The organism is Lagierella sp., assembly GCF_029983815.1.
Classification (GTDB): domain Bacteria; phylum Bacillota; class Clostridia; order Tissierellales; family Peptoniphilaceae; genus Mediannikoviicoccus.
In genome coordinates this window covers 1-18,908 of sequence record NZ_JASBYU010000004.1, presented here as the reverse complement: position 1 = coordinate 18,908, position 18,908 = coordinate 1, and the positions used below count along the sequence as shown (strand labels likewise).

The 18,908-nt window shown below is 35.3% G+C and carries 19 protein-coding genes; 16 read left to right on the top strand and 3 right to left on the bottom strand.

Translation table 11 applies throughout. The features are described from left to right. Positions 1-29: 29 nt before the first annotated feature. Genes Q1K37_RS02930 through Q1K37_RS02920 form a run of 3 tightly spaced genes read right to left on the bottom strand, consistent with a single transcriptional unit; the run spans position 30 to position 2,782 of the window. The gene (locus tag Q1K37_RS02930; RefSeq protein WP_300409204.1) at positions 30-1,289 is read right to left on the bottom strand and encodes a dihydroorotase; all 1,260 of its coding nucleotides are present in this window, start codon (positions 1,287-1,289) and stop codon (positions 30-32) included. A 19-nt stretch (positions 1,290-1,308) separates the two neighbouring features. Further along, the gene (locus Q1K37_RS02925; RefSeq protein ID WP_300409202.1) at positions 1,309-2,268 is read right to left on the bottom strand and encodes a biotin--[acetyl-CoA-carboxylase] ligase; all 960 of its coding nucleotides are present in this window, start codon (positions 2,266-2,268) and stop codon (positions 1,309-1,311) included. Then, positions 2,252-2,782, bottom strand: a complete 531-nt coding sequence (locus Q1K37_RS02920) for a biotin transporter BioY (RefSeq protein WP_300409200.1) — start codon at positions 2,780-2,782, stop codon at positions 2,252-2,254. The genes Q1K37_RS02925 and Q1K37_RS02920 overlap by 17 nt, the downstream gene beginning before the upstream one ends. A gap of 332 nt (positions 2,783-3,114) precedes the next feature. Here Q1K37_RS02920 and Q1K37_RS02915 point away from each other — a divergent pair, with 332 nt between their 5' ends. The 16 genes from Q1K37_RS02915 to Q1K37_RS02840 all read left to right on the top strand — a co-directional run bounded on the left by Q1K37_RS02915 (position 3,115) and on the right by Q1K37_RS02840 (position 18,656). Beyond that, positions 3,115-3,729: a hypothetical protein gene (locus Q1K37_RS02915; RefSeq protein WP_300409198.1), complete on the top strand. Its 615-nt coding sequence runs from the start codon at positions 3,115-3,117 to the stop codon at positions 3,727-3,729. Between the two features lie 40 nt (positions 3,730-3,769). Continuing rightward, on the top strand, positions 3,770-4,462 hold the full coding sequence (locus tag Q1K37_RS02910) for a response regulator transcription factor (RefSeq protein WP_300409196.1): 693 nt from the start codon (positions 3,770-3,772) through the stop codon (positions 4,460-4,462). Position 4,463: 1 nt separating this feature from the next. Next, on the top strand, positions 4,464-6,668 hold the full coding sequence (locus tag Q1K37_RS02905) for a HAMP domain-containing sensor histidine kinase (RefSeq protein ID WP_300409194.1): 2,205 nt from the start codon (positions 4,464-4,466) through the stop codon (positions 6,666-6,668). Positions 6,669-6,870: 202 nt separating this feature from the next. Continuing rightward, positions 6,871-8,295 carry a hypothetical protein gene (locus tag Q1K37_RS02900; protein WP_300409192.1) on the top strand — a complete coding sequence of 475 codons (1,425 nt, stop codon included), beginning with the start codon at positions 6,871-6,873 and terminating at the stop codon, positions 8,293-8,295. Between the two features lie 40 nt (positions 8,296-8,335). Continuing rightward, positions 8,336-8,815, top strand: a complete 480-nt coding sequence (locus Q1K37_RS02895; protein WP_300409190.1) for a hypothetical protein — start codon at positions 8,336-8,338, stop codon at positions 8,813-8,815. 218 nt (positions 8,816-9,033) lie between these two features. Then, positions 9,034-9,798, top strand: a complete 765-nt coding sequence (locus Q1K37_RS02890; RefSeq protein ID WP_300409188.1) for an AAA family ATPase — start codon at positions 9,034-9,036, stop codon at positions 9,796-9,798. A 4-nt stretch (positions 9,799-9,802) separates the two neighbouring features. Further along, the gene (locus Q1K37_RS02885) at positions 9,803-10,639 is read left to right on the top strand and encodes a ParB/RepB/Spo0J family partition protein (RefSeq protein ID WP_300409186.1); all 837 of its coding nucleotides are present in this window, start codon (positions 9,803-9,805) and stop codon (positions 10,637-10,639) included. Further along, the gene (locus tag Q1K37_RS02880) at positions 10,640-11,284 is read left to right on the top strand and encodes a cyclodeaminase/cyclohydrolase family protein (RefSeq protein ID WP_300409184.1); all 645 of its coding nucleotides are present in this window, start codon (positions 10,640-10,642) and stop codon (positions 11,282-11,284) included. Next, positions 11,285-12,442, top strand: coding sequence for an aminotransferase class V-fold PLP-dependent enzyme (locus Q1K37_RS02875; protein WP_300409182.1), 1,158 nt, complete (start codon positions 11,285-11,287; stop codon positions 12,440-12,442). It begins immediately after the preceding gene. Further along, positions 12,429-12,929, top strand: a complete 501-nt coding sequence (locus Q1K37_RS02870; protein WP_300409180.1) for a DUF4446 family protein — start codon at positions 12,429-12,431, stop codon at positions 12,927-12,929. Before Q1K37_RS02875 ends, Q1K37_RS02870 begins: the two co-directional genes overlap by 14 nt. Positions 12,930-12,939: 10 nt before the next feature. Continuing rightward, entirely contained in the window at positions 12,940-13,914 is a 975-nt protein-coding gene (pta, locus tag Q1K37_RS02865; RefSeq protein ID WP_300409178.1) for a phosphate acetyltransferase, read from the top strand. 106 nt (positions 13,915-14,020) lie between these two features. Next, complete coding sequence (locus tag Q1K37_RS02860; protein WP_300409176.1) at positions 14,021-14,728, top strand: class I SAM-dependent methyltransferase; 708 nt, start codon at positions 14,021-14,023, stop codon at positions 14,726-14,728. A 7-nt stretch (positions 14,729-14,735) separates the two neighbouring features. Beyond that, on the top strand, positions 14,736-15,494 hold the full coding sequence (locus tag Q1K37_RS02855) for a nitroreductase family protein (RefSeq protein WP_300409174.1): 759 nt from the start codon (positions 14,736-14,738) through the stop codon (positions 15,492-15,494). Between the two features lie 107 nt (positions 15,495-15,601). Beyond that, complete coding sequence (locus Q1K37_RS02850) at positions 15,602-16,897, top strand: extracellular solute-binding protein (protein ID WP_300409172.1); 1,296 nt, start codon at positions 15,602-15,604, stop codon at positions 16,895-16,897. 55 nt (positions 16,898-16,952) lie between these two features. Further along, positions 16,953-17,813 (top strand): sugar ABC transporter permease, encoded by an 861-nt coding sequence (locus Q1K37_RS02845; RefSeq protein ID WP_300409170.1) that lies wholly within the window; start codon positions 16,953-16,955, stop codon positions 17,811-17,813. Continuing rightward, entirely contained in the window at positions 17,814-18,656 is an 843-nt protein-coding gene (locus Q1K37_RS02840; RefSeq protein ID WP_300409168.1) for a carbohydrate ABC transporter permease, read from the top strand. The last annotated feature ends 252 nt before the right edge of the window (positions 18,657-18,908 follow it).

The following is an 18,908-nucleotide window of genomic DNA, read 5'->3' as shown; positions in this document are numbered from 1 at the left end:
CTAATATCAGTAGGGAGGTTTTAATGTGCCTAAATATCTCTATACACGATTTTACCATTATGGATTGTGTATTTAACAACGCCAAAAAGCTCTTTATCTCTATAGGGAGAGTTTTCTGATTTTGATAAAAAGTCTGTATAGACTTGTTTTTCATCTGGGTTAAAGATTACTAGGTCTGCCACATTTCCCTTAGTAATTCCAGTTTCAAAATCATACAACTTTGCAGGATTTGTGGACATTTTTTCTATTAACTTCATCAAAGTTAAATGCCCTGGTTTAACTAAATTGGTGATTCCTAAAGAAAGGGCAGTTTCTAGGCCAAGGATTCCGCTTGGAGCCCTGGATATATCCCTTTCCTTTTCCTTTGTGGTATGGGGTGCATGGTCTGTTGCTATCATGTCTATGGTATCGTCCTTAAGGCCTTGGATTAGAGCTTGTCTATCCTCTTCTTTTCGTATAGGAGGGTTTATTCTACCTAAAGATCCAATTTCCAAAAGGTCAGTATCTACTAATGAAAAGTGGTTTGGGGTGACTTCACAGGTCACTTTTACACCTAAACTTTTAAAAAATTTGATTATTTCTACGGATTCCCTACAGGAGATATGTTGTATGTGTAGGTGGCCCTTTGTGTTTTGCCCGATGGCCAAGTCCTTGGAGATTTGGGCATATTCAGAAACCTTTGGCGCTCCTTTAACCCCTAAAGTCTTGGAAACATCACCCTGATTTACACCGGGGGAGCCTATAAGGTCTGTGTCTTCTTCGTGAAGGCTTATGGGAACATTTAATTTACTAGCTCGATCCAATGCCTCCAGCAGGAATTTTCCATCTTTAATGACAACGCCGTCATCGCTAAGACCTACTGCACCTAATGAAATTAGTCTTTCAAAGTCGGTAAATTCAGTTCCGTTCAACTTTTTACTCACTGTGGCAATGGTCTTAACATTAATAGGACAGGACTTTGCCCTTTCTAAAAAGTCCTTTAAGGTCTCTTCGTTGTCCATGGTCGGGTTTGTGTTTCCCATGCATACAACGGTTGTAAAACCTCCCCTTGCAGCAGCCTTTGACCCGGAGAGTAAATCTTCCTTATAGGTAAATCCAGGATCTCTAAAATGTACATGAACATCCACTAGTCCTGGAGAAAGGACTAGACCCTTTGCTTCGATTACTTCATCCTCATTTGAAGTCAAGCCCTTACCAATTTCCGCAATTTTTTCTCCGCTAATTCTAATATCTAAAACTTCATCTATATTATTTTTTGGGTCTATTACACGACCGTTTTTAATTAACATAATTACCTCCCTCTAATCCTTACACTACATTAACAGATCCTGTATAAAGTGAAAGAACTTTATTGTTTGTCGATATGACCAGGAAAAAATCCTTATCAATATCTAAAACCCTTCCTCTTAAAAGTTTACCGTTATATAAAAATTCAACAACCCTACCCTTTAAATAAGACTTTTCTCTATAGTACTCATATATTTCTTTGGAATCCAAATGTCTATAATGGTAGATTATGGAGTCTATAAGTTCGCCGATGAACTTTTCTTTAAACTTTGCATCATAATCCTCTAAGATATAACCTGCCTTGTCATTAATGTCCTTTGGGAAATTGGACTTAGGTTTAAAGAGATTAACCCCTACACCTAGGACCACATGGGACAGGTTTCTAGTTTCTAAGTCCATGGCCCCTTCTGTTAGAATCCCACTAACCTTTCTATCTCCAATGAACACATCGTTAACCCATTTGATACTGGTTTTTTTCAAAGTTGTCTTTTCAATGGTCTTAGATACTGCAACCGCCGTTGCCGTTGTTATATTCAGTGACTTTTCTAGACCGAAACTTGGACGAAGGAGCATGGAAAGATAAACTCCAGTATTTTTTGGAGAATGAAAGGATTTGCCATTTCTTCCTTTACCGCTACTTTGTCTATGGGCGATGATTGTATAAAATTCACTCTCACCCTTAAGGGCTAGTGCTTTTAAATATTCATTTGTCGAAGGGGTTTCATCTAAAACTTCAAGGGTTACATTCTTTTCCTTTACATATTTCAATATGTCTTGGGAAGATATTGGATAATTGTTGTCTAACAATTTATATCCAAGGGGGTTGTTGGACTCTATATTATAACCCTCCATTTGAAGCTTCTTTATGGTTTTCCAAATTGCATTTCTACTGACATTTAGAACCTGGGCCATTTCAGCTCCCGAGGAAAAAGAGTTAAAATTATCTTTTAAAATATCCAAAACTTTACTTTTGATAGACATTCTTTAGATATCCTCCCAAGTATTCTGCTAGAACTATTTTGATTAAATCGGGAATAATAAAGGGAAATACACATAGGGCCAAGGCGTTAACAAAGGTCATTGACTCCTTACCAGTATACATATAGACAAACCAAAGGGTACCAAAGATGTAACATACTATAAGGCCTATAATCATTGATAGGTAGCTATAGACCCTTCCTTTTGGGAAAACCTCCATCAGCTTTCCTGCTATTAAAGTGGAAAATAAAAATCCTAGAATATAACCACCCGTTGGACCTAAGATAACTCCAATTCCACCTTTAAAACCTGAAAACACCGGAAGACCAATAAGGCCTAAAAGAAGGTACCCAAGGACTGTTAGAAGACTTCCCCAAGTGTCTAAAACCATAACTGCTAAAAAGATGCCGAAGGTTTGCAGTGTAAAGGGAATGGTAAAGGGAATTGAAATCCAGGAGCATATTACTATTACTGCGAGTAAAATCCCCATAAATGCAATTCTTTTAGTACTGTTCAAAATATCACCACCAATTTATTCTTACATACCATATACTAGTCTAATTTCTCATTAGAAAATTGCAGCTAGAATATAGTAAATAATTTTCCTTACTATCTTATCTTTACCCTAATGGACTTGTCAACTGGATATTTTACTTTGGTTGACAAACCAGATTTTTATTTAAAAATGTTAAAACTTGCCTATATTCCTGGAAATTATCAAAAAATGACGAATATTTCGCCAAATATTGAAAATGTAAGAATTTTGTAATAGTTTCGTAATAAATTTGAAATAATTGGGTTGTATACTAGAGATAAAGGAAGAACTATTAAAAACAAATGGAGGTTGTTATGAAAAAATTATTAATGCTAATACTAATAATAGGATCTGCCCTTACTGGGTCATATCTACTATATGGTTCTGAATATGAAAAACCACAGGAGAGCAATATTGTACTGAATAATAGATCTTCAATGGAATTTCAAAACATTGGAATGTTCAATGGAAATTGGGCAACTATTTTGTCCGATGTAAGGGAGACCAAGATAGACAGCACTAAGGACTACTATTTTAATCTAAAGGATTTGGAAAGTAAAAATATTTGGTGTATAAAGGCCATAGACTTAAAGGGCAACGAATACTCATCATATATAGATATAAAACCCGGTGACACTTTGATTATAGAAGATGTTAAAAAGGGTAATCTTATCACCAATAAAGATAGTGGCGATAAACATGGCATCAAGGATTTTGATTTGGCAAACGCCGTTTCAAAGTGGGAGTATAGGATTGACAAAGACAAGATAATCTCGCGATTTGTATGTAAATATAAGCATAGAACTAAAGTTATGGGCAAAGATCTTACCATCAAAAGTTCAAAATTGACTTCACCTAATAAAAAATCTGAAGCCTATGTAGAAAAGGGTCAAAAGAATCTGTCCTGGGTCGAGATTGTGTATAATTAAAGATAGAAGGATAATATTACACATAGACAGAGGGGAGATTATGAATATTTACAATATTTTAGTTTGTGAAGACGACATTACAATTGGGAAATCTATAAAGATATTTTTGGAGAACAATGGATATAAAGTTTTTAATGCATTAAATGGCAAGGAAGCTATAGATATATTTAAAGAAGAAAAGATACACTTGGTTCTTATGGACTTGATGATGCCAAAGCTTTCAGGCGAGGAGGCCATTGTGGAACTTAGAAAGGAAAGCTATGTTCCAATTATAATATTGTCTGCTAAGTCTGAGGAAGAGGACATGGTAAACGGTCTAAATATCGGAGCGGATGACTACATTACTAAACCCTTCAACTCCAATGAGTTGGTGGCTCGAGTAAACTCTGCTATAAGAAGGTTTTACAGATATATTGACGAGGACATCCAGGGGGACAAGATTGAAGTCAACGGTGTGTTTTTAGACTTAAATAAGAAGTTAATAGAGATAAATGGAAAAGAGATTCCATTGACCTCATTGGAGTTTGAGATTTTAAAATTATTGATGAATAATCCGGGAAGAATTTTTTCTATGGATGAAATCTATGAAAGAGTTTGGAACGAACCGGCAATCGAGTCTAAAACAGTATCCGTTCACATTAGAAGGATTAGGGAAAAGATAGAAATCGACCCAAAAAACCCAAGATATCTAAAGGTTGCATGGGGTGTAGGATATAAATTTGAAGGAAATTGATATGGAAGAAAAGAAAAATTATAGAATAGATACTAGGGTAATCTACAAGAGACTTGTAATAAATTTGATTATAATCTTTTTAAGTGTCTTAACGGGTTTCATTTGTTACAAGAGCTTTGGACAGTTAAAAGAAGATCAGATAATTCCCTTCTACTTAAAAAATAGTTTTGGCAGGTACAATTCCAGTAGCTACTACAATGATGCTGTTGGAAACATCGACACATCCGATGCCTTTATAGACTACTATTTTAAATATGGGGACTATTATGAATCGGACTCTGTTGGCCACCCACTAAACGATAAGAGCCCCCTAGAGGACTTAGAAGAGGAAAGGGCAGCGGACTATTCTGTCGTAAGTAACATTCGGGACAAGACCTTGGAAGGTACGGAAGCCTATTACAAGGACAATGACTTTGTGTTTTTTGCCAAGGGTAAAATTGAAAATGGAAAGGTAGTCTTTGACCAAAAGGATTTGACCAAGGAATATAAAAAAGCGCTTATTCCCATAATAAACGACTATTTAATAAACACCATATTCGAAAATCAAACTAGATATATTCCAGTTTCAAGCCCCGACTATGACCAAGGTAAGTTTGAAGCCTTGCAAAGAAGTGGAAAAGCCGAGATCCAATATATCTATGACGATAAAACCGACGATGGTATTGCTGGGGTCAATATAGTTACACCACAGTATAAGACCGCAGACTTAGAAAGTTTTAGCATAGGGCTTACAAGGGATAAATTTGAAGGAAATCCCCATCTACATCATCCGATAACTTTAGTATTTTTATATGGATTTTTACCAGGGCTAATAGCTATGGGCTTTTTATTTCTGATTTTTGACTCCTTTTCAAACTTCGATAACTACAAGGACACACCGGTTGTGGTGGCATTTAGAAAGACGCCTATAGAGTTAAAGGTAGCATCCTGGTTTTTATTGGTATTAATTTCCTCCCTGGGAATTAATTATCCTGGCATGTTAATAGATAGTGATTTTAGTCAGTTTAATTATATGACTGCATTTATCTCCATTACACTATTTTCCCTAGCCCTTATATTCATAGAAAGATCTCTAATACTTCAGATTAAGTTGATTTATAGATTTGGTTTTAAAAAGACCTTTATCCAAAACTCCCTAATTTTAAAAATATGTAGATGGCTATGGGCAATGGGAAAAGATGGAGTAAAAGCATTTAAAAACTGGATTATAAAATCCCAGGGAGACATCGGTAAATATTCCCTTACTAGAATTTTACTCATAGTTGGAGCCTATTTGCTGGTCATGTCCATAGCCCATGCGGCAAAGATTGAGTTTTTGGTGATTCCCCTAACGGGTTATCTATTGGGTAGGATTTTATTTTCTGTCTCAAAGAATGTGGAGAAGATAAATTCCCAAAGTACCTTGATAGCCAAGGGCAATTTTGATGAAAAGGTGGATGAAAACCTGCCTCACTTCAATACCATTGCCAACAACTTCAACACCATTGGAGACAATATCAATAGATCCGTTGAAGAAAAGCTAAAGGCTGAAAGGCTTAAAACCGACCTTATTACCAATGTAAGCCACGACTTAAAGACTCCTTTGACATCCATCATCTCCTATTCATCACTATTAAAAGAAAAGGACACTCCTGATGAGATAAAGGATCAATATGTGGATGTAATCTTTGAAAAGGCTACAAAACTAAACAACCTAATAGAAGATTTATTTCAAATCAGTAAAATTTCCAGCAACTCCATTGAATTTCACAAGGAAAAGATTGACATTGTGGCCTTTATGGAACAAGTTGTAGGAGAATTTAGAGACGAACTTGAGAAAAAGAATATGAAAGTGGTATTAAATGTTCCCGACTATCCAATATACTGCAACTTAGATGGTCAGAAGACCTATAGGGTGTTTGAAAACTTGATTACCAATATTTTAAAATATGCACAAACAAATACTCGTGTATATATGACAGTGGATGACGGTGGAGATAAGGTTAGGATTACCATCAAGAATATTTCTAAATATGAATTAAATATCTCGCCTCAAGAGTTACAGGAGAGATTTATTCGTGCAGACAAATCAAGAAACACAGAAGGCAATGGCCTAGGACTTTCTATAGCTTCATCCTTTGTAGAAGGACAGGGTGGAAGTTTTTCAATGGAAATAGATGGGGATTTATTTAAGACCATATTGATATTTAAAAAGACGGAGAATTAGTAGTAGATTTATGATTGAAAAATAAGCAAATCAACAACTGTAAATGATTTTTACGCAACTGTCAAATTATTGGTTTATATTTATATAAATTGGGTATAGTTAGAAATGACATAAAAGCAAAAGGGGGGGTTGAATTTTTAACAGAGAAATATTGTTGAATTAGGGGAAAAGGGATTTTAAATTGTAGAAAAAGGAGGATAAAATGAATTTTAAAAGGCTAAAATTATTGCTACTTATTTTAGTGTTGATGTTGTTTTGTGGAAATAAAACTGTTCTTGCAAGAGAAGCTAATGATGAGTCAAAAAAACTTCTGAAGGAAAATAATATTAATTTAGATTTAAAAAAGTTCATTCCTTTAAATGAGAAAGATTCAAATTCAATTAAAGAACTTGACCGATTAGATAATGATTTAGAATTACAAGAATATGATGGTAACTATATAGGAATTGGAAAAGAAGGAGTTATTGAGTATTTAGATTTGCTTGATGGAATAGGTAAACAGCAGACTATACCTTTAAGAAAGCCTCTAGGAACTCATAAAATTAATGCTGAAAATTTAAAAGAGGATATAATAAAAGAATTAAAAGCTAGTAAAATGGTAGACGATGACTATGTATTATATGAAACATATCCCATATTTGAACAATATACTCAGATGATTTTGACAAAAGAGAGTAGGATAAATAACATATTCGATAATACATCTATAATTGTGGATAATCTAACGGGGCAAATCATTCATTTTTCTAAACAAAAAGATTTTGTTTTAGATGACATAGCAATTAACGAAATTGAAAATAAAGAAAAAGAAGTTCGAGAAATTGTAAATAGATTTCTTCTCGAGAACTCCAAGCCTGGACTAAAAATTAGTGAGATAACTCTTAAAGTAATAAAGTTAGATCACCCGTACTTAATGGAGAACAAAGAGAAAATTTCACGCATTTACAATAATGAATATTTTATTGGGTATGACGTGGAGCTTACTAATGGTATTAGGATTTATGTTGATGGAGAAACTTTGAATCTGGTATATTTGGATGACGTTGAAAACTCCACTTCTTTTTATGATAGAGAGAAGGGGAGATATAGATGGGAGAGGGCAAAAAACATTGCAGCAGTAATGGGGTTAAAAGGTCTTCCAGGGGGTCAAGTTGGGGTAAGTTCAAATGGAACACACAATAAGTCTAGTATTTTATATAATATAAACACAAATACTAACCAAAGAGGATTTTCGTTCACTGGTTATTCTACTAATAATGGAAACGCAATGTTTTTAACCTCATCTTCACAAAATGGATCGACTCCCCACGTGATAATAAAGAGTTCGGAATGTAGGACAAATTCACGTTGGAAACTGGTTTTCATGGATATGTGTCAATCAGAAGCGGCAAATACTTGGGCTAGTGTATTTAATATTTGGAGTAGTAGTAAAGGAAAGGTATTACTAGGCTGGAGAGGGAATGTTGGAGTTTCAACTAGTTATGTTTACACAACAAACTTAAAAAATAATTGTGAACGATATAGAAGCAATTCGTTATATAGCAATAGTGTTCGAGCGGTGAAGCAAACAAACTCAGCTGGCTATAATGCATCTATATTAAATTATAGAGGTGATCAGAATTTTTAAGAAGACTTTTAAGTACTTTATATTTCCATTGGTAATAGTTATGTTAATTGGTTGTGATAAAAAAAGTTCGGTAGATAAACCTACTGCTGAAATTGGAAATAACCGTATAATAAGTGAAAATAAAATTGAGTTTAAATTCAACTTTATCGGCGCCGATATGGGATATATTGGGATGGGAGTTTATTATGACGGTTCTGAGAAGGACTTGAAAGAGCTTATATCTGAACTGGACAAGGTTAAGAAGGATGGTTCTTATGAGGCTAAGTTTAATATAGAACTGGTATATGAAAACTTGATTCTATCTTTCGACCCACCAAAGGATAAGGAAAAGTTATATATCAATTATGATGAATATGACAAGGGAGAAAAGGAAACCTATATTATTGAAGCAAACCCAGGGGATAAGAGCTATGAATCTATGATGAATATCTATGAGAAGGCCCTAAAGGACAACGGCTTATCTCCTGAGGCCATTGAAAAAGCCTATGATGAGAACTTTAGCCTAAACAATTTAAAATAGAAGATTAAAATACTTGCCAAAATTTTACTGTAAGTTTTGAGAAAGTCGAGGGACTAGATTTTAGGCCTTCGACTTTTTTATACATAAAATATCCGGTTATAGGTAAGCTCGATTGTTAAAGATTATAAATCCTTAAACTTCTTTGCGACTTTACAGACCCTGGATACCCTCAAAAAACCTCCTGTCTATGTTATAATAATCTAAGAAAGGAAGGTATTATGAAAACTATTAGTATATTTAATCAAAAGGGTGGAGTTGGTAAGACCACTACTGTGGTAAATCTATCCTGTGGGCTTGGTTTAAAGGGAAAGAAAGTTCTAGTAATCGACTTGGATCCCCAAGGAAACACCTCCTCTGGCCTTGGAATAAATAAAAATGAATTGTCATCTACGGTATATGATTTGTTTGTTGGAGAAAGTAAGAGCACAAGGGATTTAATCCTTGAAACCTCCAGTAAAAATGTGGATATAATACCTTCAAATATAGATTTATCCGGTGTAGAAATCGAACTTATTAATCTTGATGAAAGGGAGTTTTTTGTAAGAAAGGCATTGGAATCTGTTAAAGCTGACTATGACTTTATCATAATAGATTGCCCTCCGTCTTTAGGGCTTTTAAGTATAAATGCTCTAGTTGCTTCCGATTCCGTTATTATACCTATTCAAAGTGAATACTATGCCCTTGAAGGGCTAAGCCTTATTATTGAGACTATTAATTTAGTTAAGAAATCTTTAAATAAGTCTTTGGAGATTGAAGGGGTTCTAATTACCATGTATGATGGTAGAAACAACCTTTCTAGTGAAGTGGAAAGGGAAGTTAAGAGATATTTTAAGGATAAGGTTTTTAATTCTGTAATCCCTAGAAATGTTAGATTAGCTGAAGCGCCTAGTTTTGGCGAATCGATTTTTACTTATGATAAAAATTCGCTGGGAGCAGCTGCATTTAAAGATTTGACTAAAGAGATAATTAATAATAATAGGTGATAAAATGACGAAGAAAAAAGGTTTAGGAAGAGGCCTCGGTTCACTTATCCCGCAAGATAGCATTGAAGAATCCTTGATGGACTCCAAAAATGAGTCTGAAATATTGGAGATGGAGATAGATCGGTTATATCCAAGACATGATCAGCCTAGAAAGGAATTTGACGAAGATGGTCTTAATGAGCTAAAGGAATCCATTGAGGAATTTGGGATTATACAGCCTATAATAGTGAGACCGGTAGGGTCAGAATATGAGATTGTCGCTGGGGAGAGAAGGTATAGGGCTTCTCTTTTGGCAAAGCTTGAAACTGTGCCAGTAAGGATTATCGAGGCAAGTGACAAGGAAATAATGGAAATCTCCATAATAGAAAATATTCAAAGGGAGGACTTAAATCCCTATGAAGAAGCTACGGCCTATGAGGAGTTGATGAGAAGTTATAACTACACTCAAAAGGAATTGGCTGAAAGAATTGGCAAGTCCAGATCTTATATTGCCAACACAGTTAGGCTATTGAAGCTAGACCCGGAGATTATTGCAGAACTTAAAGAAGGTAATATCACTTCTACTCAAGCAAGGACTCTTTTATCCATTGGAGATAAGAGGGAACGTTTTAAAATGCTTGAAAAATTACTTATGAAAAAGTCTTCTGTTAGAGAAGTGGAAAAGAGAACTACTAATAAAAGGCCAAAGGATATCTATAAGATTGAGATTGAGGAAAGATTGGTGGATTTCTTTGGGACCAAGGTCAATCTAAAACCTAAGAAAAAAGGTGGTAAGATTGAAATTCTCTATATGAGCAATGAAGATTTGGAAAGAATTTTAGAAATATTGGGGGGAATGTAAATGTTTATCGATTTAGATTTAATAAGTTTCTTGGAAAAGACTAAGAGCAAGGAAATGCCTGGTGGAGGTGCAGTGGTTGCATATACTGGAGCGTTGGGAGCTGCCCTTACCCTTATGGTTGGGAACTTAAGTTTTGGGAAAAAATCCTTTGAATCCTTAGATGAAGAAGCTAAAAAAGAAGTGAAGGCTGATTATAATAAGCTTGAAAGTCTAATAGAGGACTTGAAGCTTATGGTAGATGAGGATGCGAAGTCCTTCGATAAGGTTTTAGATTCCTTTAAATTGCCAAAGGATACACCTGAAGAAAAGAAATTTAGAGATCAAAAAATGCAAGAGGGTTATAAAATTGCCCTAGATGTTCCAATGAGAACCTGCGAACTTATCATAGAATGTATGAAGCTTCAACGATCCTTTGCGAAATATGGAAATATTTGGGCGATAACAGACCAGGGAACAGGTACTGCTTTGCTTCATGGAAGTGGTGAAGCGGTATTATTAAATGTAATAATCAACCTTCAGGCCATCAATGAAGGACCATATAAGGATGAAGTCATTGAAAAGCTTGGTAGATACCAAAAGGAATTAAAGGAATTATATGACGAATTGATGGGAAGTTGTTATAAAAGATTGGAAGAGATGAAGTAGATGATTTATTTTGACAACGGTGCTACCACTTGGCCAAAGCCTGAAATAGTCTATGAAAAGACTATGGAAGCTATGAGAAAGTTTGGCGCCAATCCAGGAAGAAGTGGTCATTCCATGTCTTTAAAGATGGACAGGGAGATCTTTAATTCCAGGGCCAAGATAGCGGAATTTGTTGGAGGAGACAATCCTCTAAATTTGATTTTTACCAAAAATTGTACAGATGCTTTGAATATAGCAATCAAAGGTGCCTTTAAAGAAAAAAGTCATGTAATAACTTCTTCCATGGAACATAATTCGGTTTTAAGACCTCTTTTTCATCTTGAAGAAGAGGGGAAAATTGAGCTTACTGTGGTGGATGCTGACAATAGGGGCGTTTTAAATCCTGAGGATTTTAAGGAGGCCATAAGGGACAATACAGATATGTGTGTGATTACTGGTATGTCCAATCTTGTTGGAACAATCACACCTTTAGATGAAATCATAAAGATATTAAAAGAAAGGGATATATTTGTAATTGTCGATGCAGCCCAGTGTCTAGGATATCTAGATATAGATGTTAAAAGACAAAATATTGATATACTGTGTTTTCCAGGACATAAATCCCTTTTCGGGCCAATGGGAACAGGTGGACTTTATATAAACACTGAAAGAACCCTTCGAACTGTGGAGGAAGGGGGAACTGGATCTTTTTCCCAAGTTTTAAAAATGCCTGAAATCTATCCGGATAGGTTAGAGGGAGGTACATTAAATGGTCCATCCATAGTAGGCCTTGGCGCAGGGATTGACTACATCAATGAAATTGGACTTGAAAAGATAAGAGAGCATGAAAATGATTTAAGGGATTATTTTATCAACAAGGCTAAAGAGATTGACAATATAATAATGTATGGGCCCTTGGATCATAATCAAGGTCCTGTCATATCCATGAACATGGAGGGTTTGGACTCTTCAGCCCTTGCCTACACTTTGGATCAAGACTATGGAATTGCCACAAGGGCAGGTTTTCACTGTGCTCCTTTGGCCCATAAATCCATTGGTACGGAGAAAAAGGGGGCTGTAAGGTTTAGTTTCTCCTACTTGAACAATAAAGAGGAGATCGATGAGTCCATAGAAGCCTTGAAAAAAATATCACAAGGGGTAAAAAGTGGAAACATTTAAGACTATAGTACAGACGGGAAGTTTTTTTCTGTTTATCTTACTTGCATTCTTGATGTTTGTTGCATTTTCCAATATGTTTAAGCTAAATAGGAAGGTTAACAGACTAAAAAGAAGATATGACAATATATTAAAGGGAAGGGGAGAGTTAAATCTGGAAGAGATTTTACTTGCCCATTCTGAAGACATAGAAAAGATAGTTATAAGCCAGGGGCAAATTAAATCGAGACAGGAACAATTGGAGGATGTTATAAAAAATTCCATTCAAAAGGTTGGGTATCATAAGTATGATGCTTTTCCTGAACTGAGGAATAAATTATCCTTTACATTGGTATTGATGGATAGAGATGACACAGGGCTTATGTTGACTAGTATATACGGTAGGGACAGTTCTGTTACATTCTCAAAGAGGATAGAACGTGGCAAGGTAACAGAGGAGATTTCTCAAGAAGAACAGATAGCTCTGGAAAGGGCTTTGAAAACAAAGTAAAGGAGTTTCTATGGATATTATAAAAAATGTTAGAGAGCAAATTGAAGGAAAGAATATCAATATAGTATTTCCTGAAGGGGAGGATATTAGGATTCTAAAGGCCTGTACAAGACTACAAGAAGAGGGAATACTACATCCAATAGTCCTTGGAAATATTGTGGAGATTAACAAAACTGCAGCGGATAATGGACTTAATATTGAAAACTTAGAAATATTGGATATGGAAAATTATCCAGAGAGGGATATGCTTTTAGAAGCCTTTGAAGAAAGGAGAAAAGGTAAGAACACCAGGGAAGAATGTAGTGAGATGTTAATGATACCAAACTATTTCGGAACTGTGTTGGTGCATACTGGAAAAGCTGCAGGCCTTGTAAGTGGTGCTGTCAACTCTACAGGAGATACTGTTAGACCGGCATTACAAATAATTAAAACCAAACCGGGAATTTCAAGGACAAGCGGCGCCATGCTAATGCTTGGACCGAATGAAGAACTATATGTATTTGCAGATATTGCAATAAATATTGAGTTGGAAGCAGCCCAATTGGCGGAAGTTGCACTATGTTCAGCAAAAACTGCAAAATTATTTGGCTTAGACCCTAAAGTTGCAATGCTTTCCTTCTCAACAAAGGGGTCAGCAAAACATGATTTGGCAACAAAGATGGAAGAAGCTACTAAACTTGCAAAAGAATTGGACAAGGACTTGGTAGTTGACGGAGAAATGCAATTTGATGCTGCAATCTCTCCAGTAGTAGCAAAGAAAAAAGCGCCAGACTCCAATGTTGCAGGTCAGGCAAATGTATTTGTATTCCCTGACTTACAAGCTGGTAACATAGGCTACAAAATAGCGCAAAGACTTGGAGGTTACGAGGCGATTGGACCAATCCTTCAAGGACTTAACAAACCGATCTCCGACCTATCAAGGGGATGCGTAGAAGAGGATGTATACAAAATAGCCCTAATAACAGCGGCTCAATCATTACAATAGATAGAAGGCCTACGACTGAAGAGTTGTAGGTTTTTTTATTTCCTTAAAAACGACATAATCCTAATAACTAGCCAATAAAGGGGTAAATGTATTAGGAGGTGAGAGTATGAGTAAATTTTATAGTTCCATTGTAGATTATTATGAAAAAATTTTTGAAGTGAATTCACAACAGATTGATTTTCTTTTAGAAAACAATCCTAAGACTGCTTTGGACATCGCTTGTGCAACGGGCAGCACTATGGAGTTGTTAAGAAAAGGCGGAGTTGAAGTAACTGGCATTGACCTGGACCCTATGTTTGTGGAAAGGGCTAAAGAAAAGGGTTTAGATGTGAAAGTCTTAAATATGCTTGACCTTGAAGAAGAGGAAAGGACCTTTGATCTTGTTTACTGTATTGGAAATTCCATTGCCCATTTGGAGGGTCACAATCAATTGGAGATATTTTTAAGAAAGGCCTATAACAAGGTGAAAGAAGGCGGCGAATTGGTAATTTCTTTTATTAACTTTGAACCCTTTTTAAAGAGTAAACCTGACGAACAAGGTCTACTTGGAAATCTTCCAACTATAGAAAAAGAGGGTTTAAGTTTTGTAAGAGAATATTATAAGGAAGAAGACCATATTAGATTTCATACCATCCTAAAGACAAATGATAGGGAAATAGAAAATAACGAAAGGTTATTTCCTTTTTCCAAGGAAGAGGTATTGAAACAATTTGAAGAAAAGGGCTTTAATAAAATTGAAGTTTATGGAAGTTTCAATAAAGAAGAATTAGATATTTCAAAAAGTCAATCTGTAATAATAAGAGGAGTAAAGTAGGGATATAATGACACAGACAATTGAAAAACAGCTTAACCATCGTTCCATAAGGGAATTTGAAGACAGAGGAGTCTCTAGTGAGGACCTTGAACTTTTCAAAAGGGTTATTCAAAGAACTGCTACAAGTACCGGCATACAGTCCTATTCTGTTATTAGGGTAAGGGACGAAGAAAAGAGAAGGGCAATATCTGAGGTTTGTAACCAGGACTATGTTAGAAGGGCGCCAGAGCTTTTTATCTTTATAGTGGACTGCTATAGAAATGAAAAAATAGCAAAGGAGTTGACAGGTGAAAACCTAGAGCAGGCCTATGACATGGAAAAGTTTTTCCAAGGTTTTTCAGATTCTATTTTGGCTGCACAAAATTTGATGACTGCAATAGAATCAAAGGAGATGGGAGGAGTTTTCCTAGGATCTATCCTAAATGACAGTCAAAGGATAGTAGAAATATTAAACCTACCTAAATATACCTTTCCATCATTAGGTGTAGCCTTTGGATATCCAAATCAAAGTCCCATGCTAAAGCCTAGGATGGATATGAAGCTTAGGTTTTTTGAAGATGAGTATCAGACTTTTGACAATTATTTAGATGAAATCAAGGACTATGATGAAGAGATGAAAAGATACTATGACCTTAGGCAGGCGGATAAGCCTTTGGATAGTTTTAGCGAGCAAGTAGTAAGTCGTTTTAAAAACACCTTAGAAAAGAGGGCTTCTATGTTAAATGTTGTGAGGAGTCAGGGCTTTGACCTTAAACTAAGGGACTAGAAGAAAAACCTTCAATTATATATTTATGTTTTTAATAAGTTGAAAGATGGAGTTTTTGATAGTATAATATCAATGTAGTTAAAAACAAAATATATATGGAGGTAAAAATGAGAAAACACTTAAAGTATTTAGGAATACTTCTTTGTATGGTAGTTTTTCTTGTGGCTTGTGATAATAAGAACCAAAACACAGACACAACTGAAGCGGCCAATACAACTGAACAATCTCAAGAAAAGACAGAAGAGACAGAAATAACATTTATGATACCTGATTGGGGCGCTCCAACAGACGAAATGTTAGAAGAGTTTAAAAATGAAACTGGAATTACAGTAAATGTATTGCCTACAAGTTGGGATGACATTAGGGACAAGATAGCTACAGCTGCTGCAGGTAAGCAGGTTGCTGCGGATGTCTTTGAAGTTGACTGGTCATGGACTGGAGAGTTCCACGCAGCAGACTGGTTAATGCCAATTGATATGTCCGATGAGGACAAAGAGGATATGCCAACTATAAAGAGCTTTACCATAGGCGATGAGGTTTTAGCTGTACCTTATGCAAATGACTTTAGAATCGCATTTTACAATAAGGAAATGTTTGACAAGGTTGGGGCTGATGCACCAAAGACTTGGGATGAGCTTATAGATGCTTGTAAGAAATTAAAGGAACAAGGAATATGTGAATATCCAATTGGATTGCCACTTAAAGCAGATGAAAGTACAAGTACAACTTTAATGTGGTTGGCTTATAGTAGAAACAATAAATTCTTCAACGATGATGATACTATAAATAAGGAAGCTGTAAAGGATGGACTAACTGTAATTGAAAAAATTGTAAAAGAAGGTCTAGTAGACCCTGCAAATGCTGAAAACACAGGTCAAATGGCATATGCGAAAATTTTATCCGAAGAAGCTGCATTTATGATAGGACCTTCATCCTATGTTACAAGAGTTAACGATCCTGAAAAGAGTAAGGTAGTTGATAAGATTATGCCAATTTTATTACCTGGTATAGAAAAAGAAGCGGATGTAACAGTTCCATTTGCAGAAGCTGTAGGTATTTCAAAATATACTAAGAATCCAGAAGCTGCAGAGAAGTGGGTTAAATGGTATACATCAAAGGAAAATCAACTAAAGATGTTCAATGACTTATCAGCTTTACCAACTAGAAACTCAGTGCTTAACGGTTTGATTGAAGATGGAACGATTAAGAATTCAGGGGCTATGGTGGATTTAGCTAAGATGATAGAGTCACCTTTCCCAAATGGTGTTCCTAAGTACTACACAAAGATGAGTACAGAAATATTTAACACCGTAAATCAAATGACTTCTGGAAAGTTGACAGCTGATGAAGCGGCAAATAAGATAGAAGAAAATGTTAATAAAATAGTAGAAGAAAATAAATAATCTAGGCGACCAGTGATGGTCGCTTTACATAATATTGTCGAATAGAGGGATGATTATGGAAAAGGGCAATAGGAATTACTGGATTTTATTGATGCCGGGTTTGATTATAATGGTAGGAACGGTTCTAATTCCGATACTTAGAACATTTATGTTTAGCTTGCAAAAATATAATTTAACGGAGCCTTGGGATAAAAAATTCGTCGGTTTAAAAAACTATAGCAAGGTGTTAACATCAGAAGACTTTAGATTAGCACTAAAAAACAGTCTAATAATAATGGCTTTTGTAGTTGTATTTGTAATGGTATCAAGCATATTGGTTGCCCTATTGTTAAATAAAAAGACAAAGGTTACTCCAGTTCTTACAGCAGTTGCAATAATACCATGGGCTCTACCTCCCTTGGTAAATGGAATAATGTGGAAATTCATATTCTATCCAGGCTATGGATTTGTCAATAAGTTGTTATTAAAAGGTGGGCTGGTGGATAGTCCCATCTCCTTTACAAACAATTTAATATTGTTGATGATTGCAATAGCGGTAGCTGTTTCATGGCGTGTGGTACCCTTTTGTTCCATTATAATACTTGCTAATTTACAAAGTATCCCTAAGGACTTGTACGAAGCGGCCCAAGTTGACGGAAGCAGTAGATTGCAAGAATTTACCAAGATAACTATGCCACTGATCTTACCTTCCCTTTCAATCGTATTTATAAAGATAATGATGGCTGCTATAAATATATTTGACGAGGTAATTGCCATGGTTGGTTATCGATTGGACAGTCAAACCCTTTTGGTCAACAACTACTTGCATACATTTAACTATCTGGACTTTGGATATGGATCTGCAATAACCTATGTAATAATGATCTTATCTGCAGTAATCGGATACTTTTATATTAAGGACATGGTGAGGGATTAAATGAATAAAGATAGAGGACGGATATCATATTATATTGTGGTTTTTATATTTTTATGTTTGACATTGGCGCCGATAATATGGCTTGTATCCATGAGCTTAACAGAAGAAACGGAACTTTTAGCAAAAAACACAGATATATTTCCAAAAAAGATATTTATGGGGAACTATCAAAAATTACTGGATTTTAATACAAAGGAAAGTAAGACCCTATTTCAAGGATTGAAAAATTCGGTTATTTCATCAGGATTTACACTGCTTATAGGACTGCCCTCATCAGTATTAACGGCGTATGCCTTTACACGATATAGATTCAAAGGAAGAAAAATACTTATATTAGGACTATTGATTTCAATAACCATACCGGTGTTTACCACCTTGATACCCATATATTCGATGTTTGCAGCGCTTGGAATACTGGACAACCTATTTTATATAAGCGTCATATATGTTTCATCCCTACTTCCAGTAAACACTTGGATGATGATGAATTATTATAAAAATATACCCCAGGACATATGGGAAGCGGCGACAATAGACGGATGTGACGAGAAACAACTTTTTTTAAAAGTGGCACTTCCGATTTCAAAGCCAATAATAATAACCTCTGGGCTGATGATTATCCTGATGAGCTGGAGTCAGTTTCAAATACCGCTTATTCTTACAAGCTCACAAAAAAACAAAGTAGTAACCCTAATTCTATCAGAATTTATTACTAGAGACACCATTAGCTATGGAATAATTGCCGCTTGTGGAGTAATTACAGTACTGCCACCAGCGCTATTGGCCATAATATTTAGAAAATTGTTAGTGGATGGTATGGTGCAAGGATCAGTAAAAGGATAATCAGCACAGGGCTTTAAAACTATATATATAAGAAGACAAATGAAAAAATAAAAAAACTTTTTAAAAAAGTTGACAAAGCATTAAGGGATTTGGTATTATAATTAGGCACTCACGAAGTGCCTTTTTAAATTCCCTGTTTTAAACAAGAAAATTTAAAAAGTGCTTGACAAAGATTTATATACGTGTTATTATATAAAAGTTGTCACTCGAAAAAAGAGTGCATAGAACCTAAACAATTAAAAAAGTGTAAAA

Excerpts from the sequence above, each read along its gene's own strand:
- Q1K37_RS02930 (WP_300409204.1), bottom strand. The coding sequence starts at position 1,289 with ATGTTAATTAAAAACGGTCGTGTAATAGACCCAAAAAATAATATAGAT.
- Q1K37_RS02925 (WP_300409202.1), bottom strand. The coding sequence starts at position 2,268 with ATGTCTATCAAAAGTAAAGTTTTGGATATTTTAAAAGATAATTTTAAC.
- Q1K37_RS02915 (WP_300409198.1), top strand. The coding sequence starts at position 3,115 with ATGAAAAAATTATTAATGCTAATACTAATAATAGGATCTGCCCTTACT.
- Q1K37_RS02910 (WP_300409196.1), top strand. The coding sequence starts at position 3,770 with ATGAATATTTACAATATTTTAGTTTGTGAAGACGACATTACAATTGGG.
- Q1K37_RS02905 (WP_300409194.1), top strand. The coding sequence starts at position 4,464 with ATGGAAGAAAAGAAAAATTATAGAATAGATACTAGGGTAATCTACAAG.
- Q1K37_RS02900 (WP_300409192.1), top strand. The coding sequence starts at position 6,871 with ATGAATTTTAAAAGGCTAAAATTATTGCTACTTATTTTAGTGTTGATG.
- Q1K37_RS02895 (WP_300409190.1), top strand. The coding sequence starts at position 8,336 with ATGTTAATTGGTTGTGATAAAAAAAGTTCGGTAGATAAACCTACTGCT.
- Q1K37_RS02890 (WP_300409188.1), top strand. The coding sequence starts at position 9,034 with ATGAAAACTATTAGTATATTTAATCAAAAGGGTGGAGTTGGTAAGACC.
- Q1K37_RS02885 (WP_300409186.1), top strand. The coding sequence starts at position 9,803 with ATGACGAAGAAAAAAGGTTTAGGAAGAGGCCTCGGTTCACTTATCCCG.
- Q1K37_RS02880 (WP_300409184.1), top strand. The coding sequence starts at position 10,640 with ATGTTTATCGATTTAGATTTAATAAGTTTCTTGGAAAAGACTAAGAGC.
- Q1K37_RS02875 (WP_300409182.1), top strand. The coding sequence starts at position 11,285 with ATGATTTATTTTGACAACGGTGCTACCACTTGGCCAAAGCCTGAAATA.
- pta (WP_300409178.1), top strand. The coding sequence starts at position 12,940 with ATGGATATTATAAAAAATGTTAGAGAGCAAATTGAAGGAAAGAATATC.
- Q1K37_RS02860 (WP_300409176.1), top strand. The coding sequence starts at position 14,021 with ATGAGTAAATTTTATAGTTCCATTGTAGATTATTATGAAAAAATTTTT.
- Q1K37_RS02855 (WP_300409174.1), top strand. The coding sequence starts at position 14,736 with ATGACACAGACAATTGAAAAACAGCTTAACCATCGTTCCATAAGGGAA.
- Q1K37_RS02850 (WP_300409172.1), top strand. The coding sequence starts at position 15,602 with ATGAGAAAACACTTAAAGTATTTAGGAATACTTCTTTGTATGGTAGTT.
- Q1K37_RS02845 (WP_300409170.1), top strand. The coding sequence starts at position 16,953 with ATGGAAAAGGGCAATAGGAATTACTGGATTTTATTGATGCCGGGTTTG.
- Q1K37_RS02840 (WP_300409168.1), top strand. The coding sequence starts at position 17,814 with ATGAATAAAGATAGAGGACGGATATCATATTATATTGTGGTTTTTATA.